Origin of the sequence: Methanoplanus sp. FWC-SCC4, from assembly GCF_032878975.1 — an archaeon.
GTDB classification, from domain to species: Archaea; Halobacteriota; Methanomicrobia; order Methanomicrobiales; family Methanomicrobiaceae; genus Methanochimaera; species Methanochimaera problematica.
Window position 1 is genome coordinate 32,776 of record NZ_CP043875.1, and the last position, 15,750, is coordinate 48,525.

At 45.0% G+C, this 15,750-nt stretch carries 12 protein-coding genes; 7 read left to right on the top strand and 5 right to left on the bottom strand.

Features of this window, described 5'->3' with window-relative positions; translation table 11 throughout:
* Nucleotides 1-6 precede the first annotated feature (6 nt).
* The gene (locus tag F1737_RS00205) at nt 7-978 is read left to right on the top strand and encodes a Vms1/Ankzf1 family peptidyl-tRNA hydrolase (protein ID WP_317136773.1); all 972 of its coding nucleotides are present in this window, start codon (nt 7-9) and stop codon (nt 976-978) included.
* A 77-nt stretch (nt 979-1,055) separates the two neighbouring features.
* Here F1737_RS00205 and purM read toward each other — a convergent pair whose 3' ends face one another.
* Both purM and F1737_RS00215 read right to left on the bottom strand, forming a co-directional pair.
* Nucleotides 1,056-2,066, bottom strand: a complete 1,011-nt coding sequence (purM, locus tag F1737_RS00210) for a phosphoribosylformylglycinamidine cyclo-ligase (protein WP_317136774.1) — start codon at nt 2,064-2,066, stop codon at nt 1,056-1,058.
* Nucleotides 2,063-3,448: an aspartate kinase gene (locus F1737_RS00215; protein ID WP_317136775.1), complete on the bottom strand. Its 1,386-nt coding sequence runs from the start codon at nt 3,446-3,448 to the stop codon at nt 2,063-2,065. The genes purM and F1737_RS00215 overlap by 4 nt, the downstream gene beginning before the upstream one ends.
* A 177-nt stretch (nt 3,449-3,625) precedes the next feature.
* On the opposite strand from F1737_RS00215, the gene tfrA reads away from it, so the two are divergent.
* Nucleotides 3,626-5,251, top strand: coding sequence for a fumarate reductase (CoM/CoB) subunit TfrA (tfrA, locus tag F1737_RS00220; RefSeq protein ID WP_317136776.1), 1,626 nt, complete (start codon nt 3,626-3,628; stop codon nt 5,249-5,251).
* Nucleotides 5,251-6,735 carry a fumarate reductase (CoM/CoB) subunit TfrB gene (gene tfrB, locus F1737_RS00225; protein ID WP_317136777.1) on the top strand — a complete coding sequence of 495 codons (1,485 nt, stop codon included), beginning with the start codon at nt 5,251-5,253 and terminating at the stop codon, nt 6,733-6,735. Before tfrA ends, tfrB begins: the two co-directional genes overlap by 1 nt.
* 69 nt (nt 6,736-6,804) lie before the next feature.
* Here tfrB and F1737_RS00230 read toward each other — a convergent pair whose 3' ends face one another.
* From F1737_RS00230 to F1737_RS00240, 3 genes are all read right to left on the bottom strand, one after another.
* Nucleotides 6,805-7,689, bottom strand: a complete 885-nt coding sequence (locus F1737_RS00230; protein ID WP_317136778.1) for a putative hemolysin — start codon at nt 7,687-7,689, stop codon at nt 6,805-6,807.
* A gap of 202 nt (nt 7,690-7,891) precedes the next feature.
* Nucleotides 7,892-8,737: an MBL fold metallo-hydrolase gene (locus F1737_RS00235; protein WP_317136779.1), complete on the bottom strand. Its 846-nt coding sequence runs from the start codon at nt 8,735-8,737 to the stop codon at nt 7,892-7,894.
* Nucleotides 8,738-8,767: 30 nt separating this feature from the next.
* On the bottom strand, nt 8,768-9,406 hold the full coding sequence (locus F1737_RS00240; RefSeq protein ID WP_317136780.1) for a HEAT repeat domain-containing protein: 639 nt from the start codon (nt 9,404-9,406) through the stop codon (nt 8,768-8,770).
* A 249-nt stretch (nt 9,407-9,655) separates the two neighbouring features.
* Here F1737_RS00240 and F1737_RS00245 point away from each other — a divergent pair, with 249 nt between their 5' ends.
* The 4 genes from F1737_RS00245 (at nt 9,656) to F1737_RS00260 (ending at nt 15,440) form a co-directional block, all read left to right on the top strand.
* The gene (locus F1737_RS00245; protein WP_317136781.1) at nt 9,656-10,369 is read left to right on the top strand and encodes a PP2C family protein-serine/threonine phosphatase; all 714 of its coding nucleotides are present in this window, start codon (nt 9,656-9,658) and stop codon (nt 10,367-10,369) included.
* A gap of 115 nt (nt 10,370-10,484) precedes the next feature.
* Nucleotides 10,485-11,267 (top strand): FHA domain-containing protein, encoded by a 783-nt coding sequence (locus tag F1737_RS00250; RefSeq protein ID WP_317136782.1) that lies wholly within the window; start codon nt 10,485-10,487, stop codon nt 11,265-11,267.
* Between the two features lie 117 nt (nt 11,268-11,384).
* Nucleotides 11,385-13,820 carry a protein kinase domain-containing protein gene (locus F1737_RS00255; RefSeq protein WP_317136783.1) on the top strand — a complete coding sequence of 812 codons (2,436 nt, stop codon included), beginning with the start codon at nt 11,385-11,387 and terminating at the stop codon, nt 13,818-13,820.
* Between the two features lie 1,245 nt (nt 13,821-15,065).
* Nucleotides 15,066-15,440, top strand: a complete 375-nt coding sequence (locus tag F1737_RS00260) for a hypothetical protein (protein WP_317136784.1) — start codon at nt 15,066-15,068, stop codon at nt 15,438-15,440.
* Nucleotides 15,441-15,750: the final 310 nt, after the last annotated feature.

Consider the following 15,750-nt stretch of genomic DNA (forward strand, 5'->3'; position numbering starts at 1 on the left):
GTTTTATTGGTTTTTGACCGGATTTTTAAAAAAGATCTCGAAGAAGAGCTTGAAAGATGCAGGGGAGAGGCTGAGAGCCTTTCAAAGGATAATGAAAAACTCCGGTCAAGGCTTGCAAAACGTGAGGAGAAGGCAAAATCAGAGCCCGGCATGATTCAGGAATTAAAAGAGGCTCTCAATCGTGCAGAAAATAAAATTCAGGTTCTCGAACACACAATATCCGAACAGAAAAGCAATAGTGAGATGTCTGCATCCTCCGTTTGTGCCGAAACATTTTATCTCCCGGCAAGGAAGTCGCTTGAGGTTTTATCCCGTCTTTCATCCTTAAAATCCGGGAGTGAAAATCTCCTCTCCTTTTACCTCCCTGCCGGCAGGGCCGTATCATCCATAGAAGGCCTTGACGGTGAAGCGGCAGGTTTCATCGGCGGTGCTGGTGCACAGAATGGAATTGCCGGGTTTTTTGACCTTTCTGATGTTTCACTGTGCAGGATTTTTGCAGTCCTTCCTTTTTCCCCGGAATCTCTCTCAGAGTCCCTCTCCCTTTCATTCAATACCGGCCCTGCCGAAGAGATTGTCGGAAAAAAGATCACTGTCGCGTTTGTACTTGCACACGGAGGGGAGTCGTTTATAGGTGTTTCAAACGAGACGGATCTTTTATACGGACAGCTTGTAAAAAGCAGCGTCAAGGAGAAGCATACCAAGGGAGGCTGGTCTCAGAAGCGTTTTGAGAGGCTTCGTGAGGAAGATATCAGACATCATGCAGAAAAGGCAGGGGAAGCCTTCATGGGGATGATGGACGAGTACAGGGGTATTGTGGATTTGATTGTCATCGGAGGCGACAAGGCACTTGGTGATTTAATTGTTGGAAATCCGCCTGTTCCGAAGATCTACCGCCAGTTTGAGACCAGGCCTGAAAAGCATGCAGGCGAGAAGATAAAAAAAGAGATCTGGTCATGCCGCTTTTATAAACTCAGCTAAAACAGAGAAAACTAAAATACAGAAAAAATATTTTGGTATAATTTTTTTAAAAGGCTTTTTTTAAAAATTTAAGATTATCAGATAATCTCTTTTCCTCTGAGCCAGATGCCTTCTTCCGCTTTGATCTTACCGACCACCTGTGCATCAGGAACGATCTCGAGTAAGCAGTCTGCCTCAATTTCGGGGACTACAAATACATAGCCCATGCCCATGTTGAAGGTGCGGTACATCTCATCTTCGGCAACCTCTCCGACTTCCTCCATCCATTCATATACGGGCTGTGGCTTGTTCGGGTCTGTTATATCGAATCCGAACTTTCCGAGTCTTTTGAGGTTTCTGAGTCCTCCGCCTGTGATGTGGCACATTCCGTGCACCTCACACTGTGCTGTAACTTCGAGAACCTCACTGTAGATTCTTGTAGGTGTTAAAAGTTCATCGCCGAGAGTCTTTCCCCATGGCATCATGTCATCGTATGATGCGTAGGATTCCACAAGTTTTCTTGCAAGTGTGAGTCCGTTTGAGTGGATGCCGCTTGAGGGAACTCCTATAATGACATCTCCTGGCACAATTTTTTCGCCGTTTATGATCCTGTCCTTCTTCTGAACACCAAGGCATGTGCCTGCAAGGTCGAGACCGTTTACAATGCCCTTTAGCGTTGCTGTCTCTCCGCCGATAAGGTTCATGTTGGAAAGCCTTGCACCTTCGTTTAAGCCCTCTCCGATCTGGCGCATTTTGTCGATCTCAACGCCTTCTGTTGCGATGTAGTCAACGAATGCGACAGGCTCCATGTTCATCACGTAGAGATCGTTTACATTCATTGCAATACAGTCGATTCCAAGGGTGGACCAGTTTTCCATCCTGTCTGCCACAAGCATCTTTGTGCCGACACCGTCCACTGCAAGTGCAAGGACATAGTCTCCGAATTCTATGAGTCCTGCAAAGTGTCCTACATCACTGCACATTGAAAAGTCGCCTTTCCTTCTGTATGTGAGCATGTTGACGAGGGTTTTTACTCCCTCTGCCTCAAGGTCTATGTCTACGCCTGCATCACGGTATGTGTGCCCGCCGGTTTTGAAAAATCCAGTCAATTTTCTTCCTCCGAAAGTTCAAATTCATCGTGTAGCACTCTGAGTGCTTTTGGTCCTTCCTCTTCCTTTACAACGAAGGATATGTTTACCTCCGAAGAGCCCTGTGAGATCATCATCAGGTTGACGCCTGCCTTTCCTAGAGCCGTAAAGATTCTTCCGGAAATTCCCGGAGTGCCTGCCATGCCGACGCCCACGACTGCGACTGCGACAACGTCCCTGTCGTATGTGACCTCACGGACATATCCGCCGTGCTTCACATTTGAAAGGGCGTCAATGGAACGCTCAAGGTGTTCATCGACCACTATCACCGATATATTCGCTTCAGACGATCCCTGCGAGATCATCATCACATTTACATCACTCTCGGCAAGTGCTGTAAATATAGCTTTTGCAACCCCCGGTCTTCCGACCATCTGTGCCCCTGTGATGTTTATTAAGGAGACTTTTTCGATGTATGTGATGCCCTTTACAACTCTTGAGTCCTTGTGTTCTGTTGCACGGACACAGCTTCCTCCGGCAGAGGGGTTGAAAGTGTTCTTGACCCTTACCGGAATTCCCTTCTGCATTGCAGGTTCGATTGAACGGGGGTGGAGAACTTCGGCACCGAAGTACGAGAGCTCCATTGCCTCAAGGTATGAGATGTCTGCTATCACCCTTGCATCTTCTATGATGCGGGGGTTGGAGGTCATGATTCCGTCGACATCAGTCCAGATCCAGATCTCATCTGCATCAATACCGGCACCTATGATTGCCGCTGAGTAGTCTGAACCGCTTCTGCCGAGGGTTGTGACTATTCCCTGTTCGGTGCATCCCATGTATCCCATTACAACCGGAATACCGTCCTGCATCTGCGGAACAACTCTTGACTTGATGCGGGGTTCGCTCTCGGGGAGAACATGTGCACAGCCGTGCCTTGCGTTTGTTAAAATTCCCGCCTCGCATCCGTTCATTGGTATTGAGTTGATTCCTGCCTGTCTGAGTGCCGCACTTACGATCTGTGCTGAGAGTCTCTCACCAAATGATATGATATAATCCCTTGAGCGGGGAGTGAGCTCGCGCAGGTTGTGGACTGCTGTCAGAATATTTTTGAGGTTTTCAAGGCGCTTGTCGATCTCTTTCATAACCTCTTCTGATTCGTCTTTTGCAACCGCATCAAGCACTTTTTTGTGTTTTGTGCGTATGGACTGCACAAATGAATCAACCGGCGGTTCGTCAGATGATTTCTCAACTTCCTCTGCAATTGCATGGAGCTGATCTGTTACTCCTGACATTGCGGATACTACAACCGCGATTTCGTTTCCGGATTTATAGTAGTGTTCAAGAATTGACACAACACGCCCGATGCATTTTTCATCGCCGACTGAAGTGCCTCCAAATTTCATTAAAAGCCTCAATTTAGCTCACTCTGCCTCTTAATTATCGTTGCTTATATAATCTGAATTTACTTTGTATTAAGAATATTACGGAAGAAGGGTTTTTTGGTATTCCAAAGTCCGCCAGTCATAGTAACGTACATTGCCATTTATTTATCATATCCGAATGCCTAAACGATTATTGACATGCATACAGACAATGTGGTTGACTGCCACGTTCTTGTTATCGGAAGCGGAGGTGCGGGGGCACGCGCCGCAATTGAGGCCTCTAAGTATGGGCACACCATACTTGTTTCAAGATCGATTACAGGAAAGGGCGGATGCACACCTATGGCGGAAGGCGGGTACAATGCCGTAATAAACAGCGAGGATTCCTGCAATTTACATGAAGGGGACACGCTCAAAGGCGGTGCTTACCTAAATGACCCTGAACTTGTAAAAATTCTCGTTGAAGAGTCGCCTGAGCGTATGAGCGATCTCGTAAACTGGGGCGCGGTTTTTGATGTGACAGCTGAAAGGGAGCTTGCGCAGAGACCGTTTGGGGGACAGAAATTCCCACGCACCTGCTATGCGGGAGACCGCACGGGCCACGAGATGATGATGACTTTAATAGAGCAGCTCAGGGTAAGCGATGTTGAGCTGGTCCAGGAGGTAACAATTATCGATCTTTTAAAAGACGGCGATATTGTTTCAGGTGCAATCGGTCTTGACAGAAGGGGCGGAATGATTGTATTCCGTGCTGATGCGACTGTTGTTGCAACAGGGGGGCTTGGTCAGATTTACGATGTCTGCACAAACTGTGCGACGGGAAACGGGCAGGGCTATGCATTTTCATACCGTGCCGGAGCAGAGCTTATTGATATGGAGATGGTTCAGTTTCACCCGACAGGTGCCGTTTATCCGTATGATGCAAGGGGAAGGCTGATTACAGAGGCTGTAAGAGGCGAAGGAGGGCTTTTGAAAAATTCCAAAGGAGAGCGCTTCATGGAGAAGTATGATCCTGAAAGGATGGAGCTTTCAACCCGTGATGTTGTCGCACGCTCTATTGCCACCGAAATCCTTGAAGGCAAAGGGACAAAAAACGGGGGTGTCTTTCTGGATGTGACGCATCTTTTGCCTGAAGAGATTGAAAAGCGGCTTCCTGTTATGCTTGAGCAGTTTTTGAACTACGGTGTCGATATCAGAAAAGAGCCGATGGAGGTTGCACCAACAGCCCATCATATGATGGGTGGTCTGAGGATTACACCTGACTGTATGACAACAAAGAAAGGACTCTACGCCTGCGGTGAGGTGACAGGAGGTATTCACGGGGCAAACAGGCTCGGTGGCAATTCGCTTGCAGATACCCAGGTATTTGGGAAGCGTGCGGGAGAATCTGCCGGAAAGACCGTGAATCGTGACATAGTCATTGATACAGAGCAGATAAAGGCACAAAGAGAGAGGCTGAAGAGGTTCGCCGAAGGTGATGTGAACCCCGCAGAGATAAGGCATGCACTCAGGAAGGTAATGTGGAAGGGTGCCGGCATCTTCCGTACAAAAGAAGGGCTTCAAAATGCCAAATCAGAGATAGATGCTCTGAGGACTTTAAAACCAAAGGCTGTCACTCCCCAGAACTACGCTGAATGCTGTATTCTTGAGGATATGCTAACGGTTGCGGCAATGGTCGTTGAAAGCGCCCTTATCAGGAAGGAGTCCCGCGGAGCCCATTTAAGAAAGGACGTTCCGACAGAATGGAAACCGGAAAAATCACCGTACGGACATACCTTTCAGTCGCTGAAAGGGTCGGGAGTTGAAAAGAGGGAGGCGGCTTAATGTCTGAAGAAAACAGGACAAAAGAGATCACATTCAATATCTATAGATTTGATCCGTGCAGGAACCTAAAACCCAGGACTGTTGAATACACTGTCCCTGTTCACGAGGGTGCGATGGTTCTTGATGTTTTAAAGGCAGTCCGGGATAAAATCGATCCAACACTTTCAATAAGATACTGCTGCAGTGCAGGGCAGTGCGGGAGCTGTGCCGTCCGTATAAACGGAAGGCCGGGGCTTGCGTGCATGACAGAGGCTGTGTCAGGCATGACGATAGAACCCCTTGATCTTCCCGTAATAAAGGATCTTGTGGTTGATCTGACAACATTTCTCCGTGAGATGCCGGGCCTTGTTCCGTCCGAATGCACCGTTCTTCCTTCCCGCGGGGATGTTGACAAAATTCGGGAATTAAGGGACTGTATCGAGTGTCTCTGCTGTGTATCTGTCTGTCCCGCGATGGACGTTGCCGAGTTTGACGGACCGCTGACTATGAGGCAGGAGATGAGGCTTGCACTTGATCCGAGAAATGCGGATGACAGGCTGAAAGTCTGCGTTGAGGAGGAAGGTCTTTTCAAGTGCACAAGCTGTCAGGCATGTGCCGATGTATGTCCGAAAAAGATAAGCATCCCCGGCAAGGCGATTGAAAAACTCCGTGAACTTGCGGCACATGAGGGTCTGTATCTTAAAAGGCACCGTGAGGTTGCGGAGCTTGTCGAGACTACCGGAAGGAGTGTTGAGCGCAGCGGTGACACCTTTATGGAGCAGGTGCCGGAAATTATCGAGCCATACGGCGAGGTAAAGGCTGAAATCGGCTTTTTTGTTGGCTGTATGTACAACATGAGGGTTGTTCAGACCGCCCTTGATACGATAGAGGTGTTAAAAAGAAACGGCATACGTGTTATCATTCCAAAAAAGCAGGTCTGCTGTGGTTCACCTCTTATCAGAACCGGAAATACAAAAATTGTCCCGGAACTTATGAAAAAGAACATAGAATGCTTCCGCGAGCGTGGCATAAAAACCGTCATGACCATGTGTGCGGGATGCGGTTCGACTCTTAAGAACGATTATATGGATAAACCCTTTGAGGTTCTTGACATCAATGAGGTTTTGCTGAAATACGGTATAGAGGAGCCTGAAAAACTTGACCTGAAGGTAACCTACCATGACCCGTGTCATCTTATTCGCGGTCAGGGTATAAGCGAGGAGCCAAGAAAGCTGATCAGCCTTTTTGCATCCGAATTTATTGAGATGCCAAACAAATGCTGCGGTTCCGGCGGCGGTGTCAGGGCGGGCTATCCCGAAGAGGCGGCTTCACTTGGACGTGAGCGTCACAACGAGATTGTAAAGACAGGCTGTGATGTTGTCGTCACATCGTGTCCGTTTTGTGAATACCACATCCAGTCATGCACGGACAGGCCTGTCCGGAATATTAACTCACTGATTCTTGAAGGATACAGGAAAAAGGATCAGAAGAAAAAGGGAAAATAAGTCCTTAATTTTTTTAAAATTAGATAAAGGGTGAAGAAATTTTTATCTTCACCTTTCAACTCATATTTTTCAGAGTGCAAGTTCTTTTTCTACAGGCTCTGTTCCTGTGATTTCGCCTTTTTCATTGTAAACGGGCTTGTTTACTACTGTTTCCTGTCCGTTTGCCTTGTAGTACAGGTCCCATGCAATTACTTCTGTTCCGTCAGGGAGTACTGCAATTCCGTATTCGCTGCCTTTTGTGTCCTTGACTATTTTGTATTCGTATCCCTGCTCTTCACACCATACAGCTGAGGGGTTTGCCATTCCGGAGATCTGTGATTTTGTGTAATATTCAGGGTTTACTTCAACCGGCTCTTTTCCTGTAATCTCGCCTTTTTCATTGTAAACGGGCTTGTTTACTACTGTTTCCTGTCCGTTTGCCTTGTAGTACAGATCCCATGCAATTACTTCTGTTCCGTCAGGGAGCACTGCAATTCCGTATTCGCTGCCTTTTGTGTCCTTGACTATTTTGTATTCGTATCCCTGCTCGTCGCACCATACAGCTGACGGATTTGCCATTCCGATCATGCCTCCGTGAGTGTATGAGACATCGGATATCTCCATTTCTTCTATCTCAACAGGTGTTCCCCACTGCTGGACTGTCATTGTGTCCTTCTTTTCTGTTGCAGTGAATTTAACTGTCAGGTTGTCTTTTTTGAAATAATCGTCGAGGTTTAGGGGCAGGTACTTTGTGCCGTCATCTGCGATGATTCCGTAGAACCCGCCTTCGAGATCTATGTATGTGACTGTTCCGGTTTTTACGATTTTTTCCGTATCTTCTGTCGGGGTTGCAGGATTTTGATTGTCCTGGCCTGTGCATCCGGCAAACATTGTTGCCATAACTGCTATTGCTATCAGGAAGACCGCAATTGCAAGGGATTTTTTTGCGGTTCCTGTTCTGATTTTTTCTGTCATGCTCCTCACTGAATAATCATATGATATATTTAATTATAAATTCATCCCTGACTTCAAAAAAAATCGAAGTTATAAACGGACTGATCAGATAAATCAGGGTAATATACGGGGTTCAAAAGAATTGGGGATTCATGAAAAAACCATTGAAATAATTTTGGCGCAATCTCAGATGCAAAATGTGGAGATTTTTTATAGTATTTTTTTATAGTAATTTGTAACTGCATCCCGAGCCTGTTTCCCGCACTTTGTTCTTTTGTAAAATCGCGGTTTTGGCGGCGAGGTCTGTGCAGTGTGCCGGAAAAATGCATCCACTGATATTTAGAGAGAGATATTCTGCCGTTTTGTTCAGTCTTTCCTCCGTTTCGTTTAGCAGATGAAATCCGCCAATGACTCCGGTCACTTTGTCTGCTGGGCATACCTGTTTTGCCTTCTCAACGACCGAACATATTCCGTGATGTGAGCATCCGGTGATTATGAAAATTCCGTCTTTGCCTGAATACACAATTGCAGAATCGTCTTTAACCGGGTCGGGTTTCATCCTGTCTCTTTCCCCGTCTGGTATAAAACCTGTCGGCTGTGATGATTCAAAGTCAAACAGGGTTTCTGTTTCGCCGAGGTATGTACTCCTCTCTGTTATTTTAAAGGGGGAATTTGTCAGGATTATGTCTGCAAAATTTTCGACTTCCTCTTTTGAAACCGGCATCCCGATGTTTCCAAACCCTTCAGCCTCAATGGTTCTGAAAATATCGGGGTGTGCAATTAATACCGGCCTTTTTCTCTCTGCACCTGAATTTTCCGCGGCTTCATGATAGTGCATGAGAGCCGGGAGTCCGCCTGTGTGATCAATGTGTGCATGCGAGAGCACTATGTAGTCGGTCATCAGAAGGTTTATGCCGGATTTTTCAGCGTTTTCAATAAAGATGCCGGAGTAACCGGTGTCAAATAAAATCTGTTTGCCGCCGTCTTCGATATGGTATGAGAGGGCAGGTTCTCCTTTGTAATAACTGTCGGTTATTGTGTTGTTATCCACAAGTACTGTAAGCTTCATAAAAATTATACGTAAATTACGGGGATTTTATCAGGCTGTTCCTGACTCGTTGTCCCCGGTGGCTTTAGATTCGTTTTTGGCCGGTGTATTCTCTGTATCAAGTCTTTCCAAAAGGCCCTTTGTTGCATAGATTGATCTGATTATTGCATCGATTTCAGGTGCTGATTTGGCATCCCCTGCATTGAGTTCAACTCCGAGGAACGGTAGTGCCGGCTCACCTATCTTGATTATTGTAATTGATGCCGCTTCCTTTGAATTTGGAGTTCCTGTTTTGACCTCTTCAATAAGTGCCGGAACAGCGTCTTTGCCGATGCATGCCAGTGTGTTGCCTGCCCACTCCCTGACCTCCTCATTTGAGTTTCTGAGAAGTTTTACCACAGGTTCGATTGCCGGTTCTCCGATTTTGCAGAGTGCAACCGCCGCCCACATGGATGCTTCCCTGTCGCCTTTTTCAAAAACTTTTGTAAGCGGTTCTACGGCAGGTTCTCCTGTTTCAATCAGTTTTTCCACCGATTCCTTAATTTTATCCGTATCTTCCGAGAAGAGACTGTTTACAAGTGCATCAGTCTGACTCTCAGAGTTTCCAGCCTGTGTGCATCCTGAAACCAGTATTGCGGCAAAAAAAAGACAGACCGCAATAATTACTGCTCCCTTTGATTTCATCATCATTATAGACTTTTGCAGGTATTAACATAAAATAGGTTCATGATAATTTTGGAGTGGCCGGCCGGCATTTTTAAAAATCCCCATGATTTTTACGGATGTGTATAACTTTCCGGTTACATGTCCGTAACACACGTATAGTGAATATTAATATATAATTCAAAGCAAAAACTGACAGCATTATATCACAAACCATGCTGACATTACTTTACGGTAAATTCAGGGCCGGCAGTTTGTGTAAACGGACTAACATATATGGATTACAGCGGATTATCGGTTGCCGGAAAAAGAGTCTACAATGAAGACTGTTATCTTGCGGTACCTGTGGGAAACGGCATCCTTCTTGCGGTTGCAGACGGCCTGGGCGGGCATGCTGCTGGTGATGTTGCGTCCAAAATGGCTGTTGAAGTCCTTCGGAGAGTCTTTTGCGAAAGCTACCGGGACGGGATGAGTGAAACTGAAAAAACGGCGATTCTCAAATCCGCATTTAAGGAGGCTGACGCCCGTATCATGGATGAGGCAGAAGGTGATCGTCTTGGTATGGGGACGACGCTCGTTGCGGCTTACGTGGAGGACGGTTTTGCAATCGTTGCAAATACTGGCGATTCGCGTTTTTACAAAATGAGCGGTGATCTGCTTGAACAGATAACCGTTGATCATTCGCTTGTGCAGGATCTTGTCAGAAGGGGCCTTGTTGATGCCGGTTCTGCAAGGTTTCACCCGATGAAGCATGTGATCAACCATTCTCTCGGGGGTGATTTTGCAGTGGATGTCTTCTCTGTTCACCTCTCAGAAAACGACAGGATCATGCTTTCAAGCGACGGCCTGCATGATTACCTTGACAGCGGTCTGATTGCAAAATGCCTCAATTCCGGGAAAAGTGCGAATGAATCTGCAAAAAATCTCGTAAAGGCCGCTCTTGATACTTCTGATGACAATATTACAGTAGTTGTAATGATTGTCGGATGAGTTTTAAAAAGATTAACGAATGTATAACCAATTGGAAGTTTTCCGTTTGTCTGAAGCGGAAAACCCGTAAGCAGAAAAATTAAACTTAAAGATTTATGAAAAATCCGGAGATGATATGAATATGAATGAGGATATTAGTGAAAATACGATTGCTATCTCAAGTGATCCAGATTTTTATGAAGATTTGTCTGAATACCTAAACGTTCTCTCAAACTCTACCAGGCTTAGGATACTCAAACTTATTGAGCACCATCCAAAAGAAGTCCGTGAGATTGCAAGGGAGATTGACACGAGTTACGAGAACACAAAAAAACACCTTGACAAGCTTTTAAAGACGGGAATTGTCAAGAAAGAGGCAGGAATGGGGAGGCAGACATCAAAGGGCAGCCTTCCGGTATGGAAGTACTCGATGATCTCCGGCGGAATGGAGAGCATAATCCGAAACTTAAGCATATTCAGCAACATCGATGTAAGAATCGGGGAAGAAGAACTCCGTTCAAAGATCGATGAGGTGAACGGGCTTCTCGCATCGGAGTACGGCTCTGATATACCTGTTATTGTCATCCTCGGCGGTGATGAGGACGGGAAGGCATATCCGCTCAAAAAAGATGAAGTCAGGATCGGACGTGAGGATCTATCGTCCCCTGAATATGCTGCATCAGAGTATGCCATTGTTCTTTCGGCCGGTTATGAGGCGGTAACAAGGGTCTCAAAACCTCACGGCAGGTTTGTCCTTAGAAATGGGCAGTGGTATTATGAAGACTGCAAAAGCACCGGCGGTACGTTTATCAACAACAGGCAGATTCCTCCCGGAAAGGAAGTTCCGGTTAATAACGGGGATATGCTTGATCTGGCACGCGGTGCAAAGGGTGCAAGGTTAATCTTCAATATGACCTGAGGTCTGTACGGAAGTATCCGGCGTTTTGGATAACATTTCTGCCGGATAAATTGTTTGCAGCAGAAAATATCAGGAATATAACATTAAGGCAGGAAACCGGGCTGACAGGTATTTATTATGGGTGAAGGATTCAGGAATTCTCTGAATGAGAATAAAAGACATGTTTCAGGGTTTTTCCCGTTCATTGTACTTTCACTCGTATTATTTTCAATCTTCATACTTCCAGCCGCTGCCGGAGAGATAAGTATTGGAGACAATCATTATCTGACCATAGGTGATGCCCTGAATAGTGCATCCCCCGGGGACACCATTTTTGTAGGCAGCGGCAGTTACGATGGGAATTTTGCAATAAATAAACCCGTCCAGCTTATAGGTATTGATTCAGGCGGGGGAATGCCTCGTATTGATACTATGGCCGGTGTCGCGGGACTGACACTGAACGCCAACAATATAGTTATTGAGGGGTTCAGCATATCCGGGGATTCGGACAGTGCAATTCTGGTAAATTCCAATGATAATCTTATAATAAAAAATGATATTACAAAGACACCTGTAGGAATAACGGTTTATTCGTCATCTGGAACAGTTCTTACACAGAACACTATAAGAGGGCACAGGGTCCGCCTTTACATAGACAAATCCGAAAATATTGAAGTTTATCTGAACAATTTTGAGAACATAATCAATGCCAAGTCGCTTTCGCCGTCTGTCATCTGGTCTACCCGGATGTCTGAATATTATTACGGGGGTATGAATTATACTTCAGGTCTTGGAAACTACTGGAATGATTATGTCGGTATTGATAATGACGGAAACGGGATCGGCGATATCCCTTATGATCCTTATCAGACCTCTGGTCAGAATAATCTGACCTCAAATCAGCTTTTTAGGGACAAAAATTATCTGAATACTATTTCATCGGGAAGTATCTACTGGGATAATATGGTGCTTACAACAGGGTACCTTATTGACAAATATCCCCTGGTCGAGCATAACTCGATGTACATCCCGGTGTTTGATTTTAAAACCGGTGAGATATATTCTCAAAATATAACCGGCGGCTATGCTTTTATAAGGGGTGACATAAATCCGGAGGGTGCGTGGTGGCTTGGACAGTCCCCGTTTGAGATAATATTTGTGATGTTTCTGATCTCAACCGTCTCTGCCGGTCTTCTGGTGCTTGTTGGCGGCACAGGTTCGCTTCATTCAGTAAGACGTACCCGTAAAAGTGAGATATTCTTCTTTACCGCAGGTTATTCCCTGCTTGCCGTGGCGCTTTTGTACGCGGTTATCTCATATGTCTCCTTTCCCTTCCTGTTCTTATCGCAGGATCTCATGATAATTCAGCTCATGTTTGTTTTCATGACGACATATCTTGTGTCTTCCTCGTTATTTCTTGGGATTGGGTTTGCGAAATCAAAGGTTCCTGTTCTTCTTAATGCAATCCACGGATATCTGGCAGTAATCTCCGCCCTGCTTTTCATCTTTATATACATGGCCGGGGGAGCAGGGTTTGATCCTGTAATAATGCTTGTATACCCGTCTGTTCTGATTCTTTCAGGGCTTATACCGTTTGTCTTCAGGCATCTTTTCAGGGACAGTTTCATGGGATGGAAGAAGGACAAAAAGCGGATAATCCGTGACACCACCTGGATTCCCTCACGTGATCCGGATTCAACGCAGGTATTTCCGGGAGAGGAGGATATCATGAACTCTTCGCTTGGAAGTTCGTATTTCCCGGCTTCGTTAAAGGAGAGGTATGATCATGTGGAGTTTGTCGGAAAGGGGGGGATTGCAAGAGTCTTTAAGGCTGTCAGGAGGACTGACGGGCAGATCGTTGCAGTGAAGGTTCCGATAAGCTTTGATGAAACAACAGGCCGTCTTTTTATGAAGGAGATGAGGATATGGGAGGATCTCGATCACCCGAATATAGTGAAGCTTTACTCGGTGAACATTCTTCCTGTGCCTTTTGTCGAGATGGAGTTTGTGAGAAAGTCACTTTCGGATGTTGAGCTTCCTCTTTCAAAAAGGGAAGCGGTTTCCATCATTGAGGGTATTGCCGAGGGACTTTCCTATGCACACTCCCGGCACATAATCCACCGTGACATAAAACCGCAGAATATTCTCATTTCGGATGACGGGACTCCGAGGATTACAGACTGGGGTCTTGGAAAGATTATGGGAGACGGGCATGAGACGACTGTTGTCGGCTTTTCACTGAATTATGCGGCACCAGAGCAGATTGCACCAAAAAAATTTGGAAAGCCGGATGAGAGGACTGATATATACCAGATCGGTGTTTTGTTCTATGAACTTCTTATCGGAATGAGGCCGTTTTTTGGTGTCGGTGTCGGTGAGATGAGTGATGAAATAATGAACAGAATCCCGATGAAGCCTTCAGAGAATAAGCCTGAGGATATCATTTTTGATGACATCATTATGAGGATGCTTGAAAAGGAGCCTTCGATGCGTTACCAGAGTGTTGAGGATATGCTCAGGGATTTAAGGGCACTTGAGGACAAAATCCCTGATGAGAGTCAGGGACATTTCTGAGTTCCTCCCTGATTTTTTTTATTTTTCATAGTCTGATTAATTTAATGTTGTGTATAACCGGCCGGTTACATGTACGAATGAAATGCATTTGTTTCATTTATTATACCCTTTGACAATCTATTATTCAGGGTGGTAAGGAAACCAGGGGGACAAAGAGTTTTCCCATTGGTTTTTCCGATGCGCCATCCCGATTAAGTTTTGAAATACCGGAGGTGATGTGTTAGTATTGAAAGAGAAGGCCATCATTTTAAAAGAAAACCTGAACGAATCTATTCGTTAACAATTTGGTATGATCAAAAATCCAATAGAATTAACAAAAAAGGCAACCAGAAAGCCAAATGCAAAATATATACAACCACAAATGAACGGGATACTCCTCTGATATCCAAAAAAACGGAAAAAATAAAGAAAAGATCGACTCGAAGTTTGCATAAATCCAATATCGACAGGGGTTAATGTTCCCTGATATGAGGAATTGTGCAGGATGTATTTTTTCCGTTTTTGAAATTTTAAAAGAGGAAAGATCAGTCAGAAAATATCTTGTCCAAACCAACCCGACAAACCAAATAAATTTTTTTATCAGGCGTGAATGAAATTTGTCTCCGACGCCTCTGTTTTGAAGCCTGAATTTAAAGGACCTGACTTTTAAGAAAGGTTCTGTTTTTTTTGCATATATGGTCTAACCGGGAGATTAAACCTCATAATCCCGGGTATTCTATTCATATATAACGCCGTGGTCTGAAATTTATATTTAGGGAAGCACGAAACTCTCTGATGTCTGGAAAAGCCAGGGGAGAAAAAAGCAAAAAAAGTTTTTCCCGGGGGCCAACCGGTCCGGCAGATCTTTTCGTAGTCTCCCAAAAAAAATCAGGAGTAAATAATCATGAAACAAATTGAGCTAAAAACGGCAGTAATTATTCACATGATCGCACTTATGGTGCTTTTGGGAACAATAGCAATGGCAGGTGCAGCCTGAATATTAAGACGACAGAATACCTAAACGTATTTGTTCCGCCGGATGTCAGAGGAGAGTTTTCTAAGCAGGAAAAGTTTCCTGACTGTTATGGCGGAATAAATAAAATTTATGCTTATACCGGTTTTTTAGGTTGTCTGTTTAACCGTCCGGTTCAATCACCTAATTGCAGGGATTTGGATCATTTATATCCGGTTTTTGCAAATGATAAAAAATGATTTTCGCCACCGGCTTTATTGTCCGGAGAAAATTTAAGGGAAATTCCATTAATTATGAATACTAAGAGAATCACTGCCGGAGCACTGGCCATATGTATACTGGCCGGAGCTGTACTTGTATCCGGATGCACTTCTGGTGAGCCTGTTGTGGAGACGGGACCTTCTCCGGTGCGGATGAGTGTTGAGGCTGTGCCAGTCCAGGAGAGCATTTTGTCGAGTCCTGAGACTGAACTGATATTTATGGAGGGGATGATCGATGAGATACAGGAGAGGAAAAAGAATGTTACTGTCCTTTTCAAAGTCTATAACGACGCTGTAAATGATTTTAATGCAAACAATACAACCGAATTCAATCTGAAAAAAGACGAGTTTTATTATCTTTGCAATGTGGTTGTGACAGGTGAGATTCCTGAGAGTTCTTCTGTTTAAAGTTTTTATAATAAATTCCTGATTTAAAACATATTCTTTTAAGGAGCCGCCGGATAAAATATGTCTAAAGAGCGGTAGCTGATGACACCTCGGGGTAAATCAGGGGAAAAATTGACAGTATGCCTGCTGATGCGGGGTGGGTGCCTCTCTACATTTTGGGCTTTTGTCGACGATCTGGAGAATATAATGAGCGAATTGAATGAGGTTTTGGGGGTGTATGAATTATGAGTAATAAAAAGGGGATAAATTTTTCAAACAGGTCTAATGATCCTAATTTAGAAGGAAGCAAAAAGGCAGTGGGGAAAAAGGG

Bases quoted from the DNA above. Each gene is read 5' to 3' on its own strand.
- F1737_RS00215 (WP_317136775.1), bottom strand. From the start codon at position 3,448: ATGAAATTTGGAGGCACTTCAGTCGGCGATGAAAAATGCATCGGGCGT.
- tfrA (WP_317136776.1), top strand. From the start codon at position 3,626: ATGCATACAGACAATGTGGTTGACTGCCACGTTCTTGTTATCGGAAGC.
- tfrB (WP_317136777.1), top strand. From the start codon at position 5,251: ATGTCTGAAGAAAACAGGACAAAAGAGATCACATTCAATATCTATAGA.
- F1737_RS00230 (WP_317136778.1), bottom strand. From the start codon at position 7,689: ATGACAGAAAAAATCAGAACAGGAACCGCAAAAAAATCCCTTGCAATT.
- F1737_RS00235 (WP_317136779.1), bottom strand. From the start codon at position 8,737: ATGAAGCTTACAGTACTTGTGGATAACAACACAATAACCGACAGTTAT.
- F1737_RS00240 (WP_317136780.1), bottom strand. From the start codon at position 9,406: ATGATGATGAAATCAAAGGGAGCAGTAATTATTGCGGTCTGTCTTTTT.
- F1737_RS00245 (WP_317136781.1), top strand. From the start codon at position 9,656: ATGGATTACAGCGGATTATCGGTTGCCGGAAAAAGAGTCTACAATGAA.
- F1737_RS00250 (WP_317136782.1), top strand. From the start codon at position 10,485: ATGAATATGAATGAGGATATTAGTGAAAATACGATTGCTATCTCAAGT.
- F1737_RS00255 (WP_317136783.1), top strand. From the start codon at position 11,385: ATGGGTGAAGGATTCAGGAATTCTCTGAATGAGAATAAAAGACATGTT.
- F1737_RS00260 (WP_317136784.1), top strand. From the start codon at position 15,066: ATGAATACTAAGAGAATCACTGCCGGAGCACTGGCCATATGTATACTG.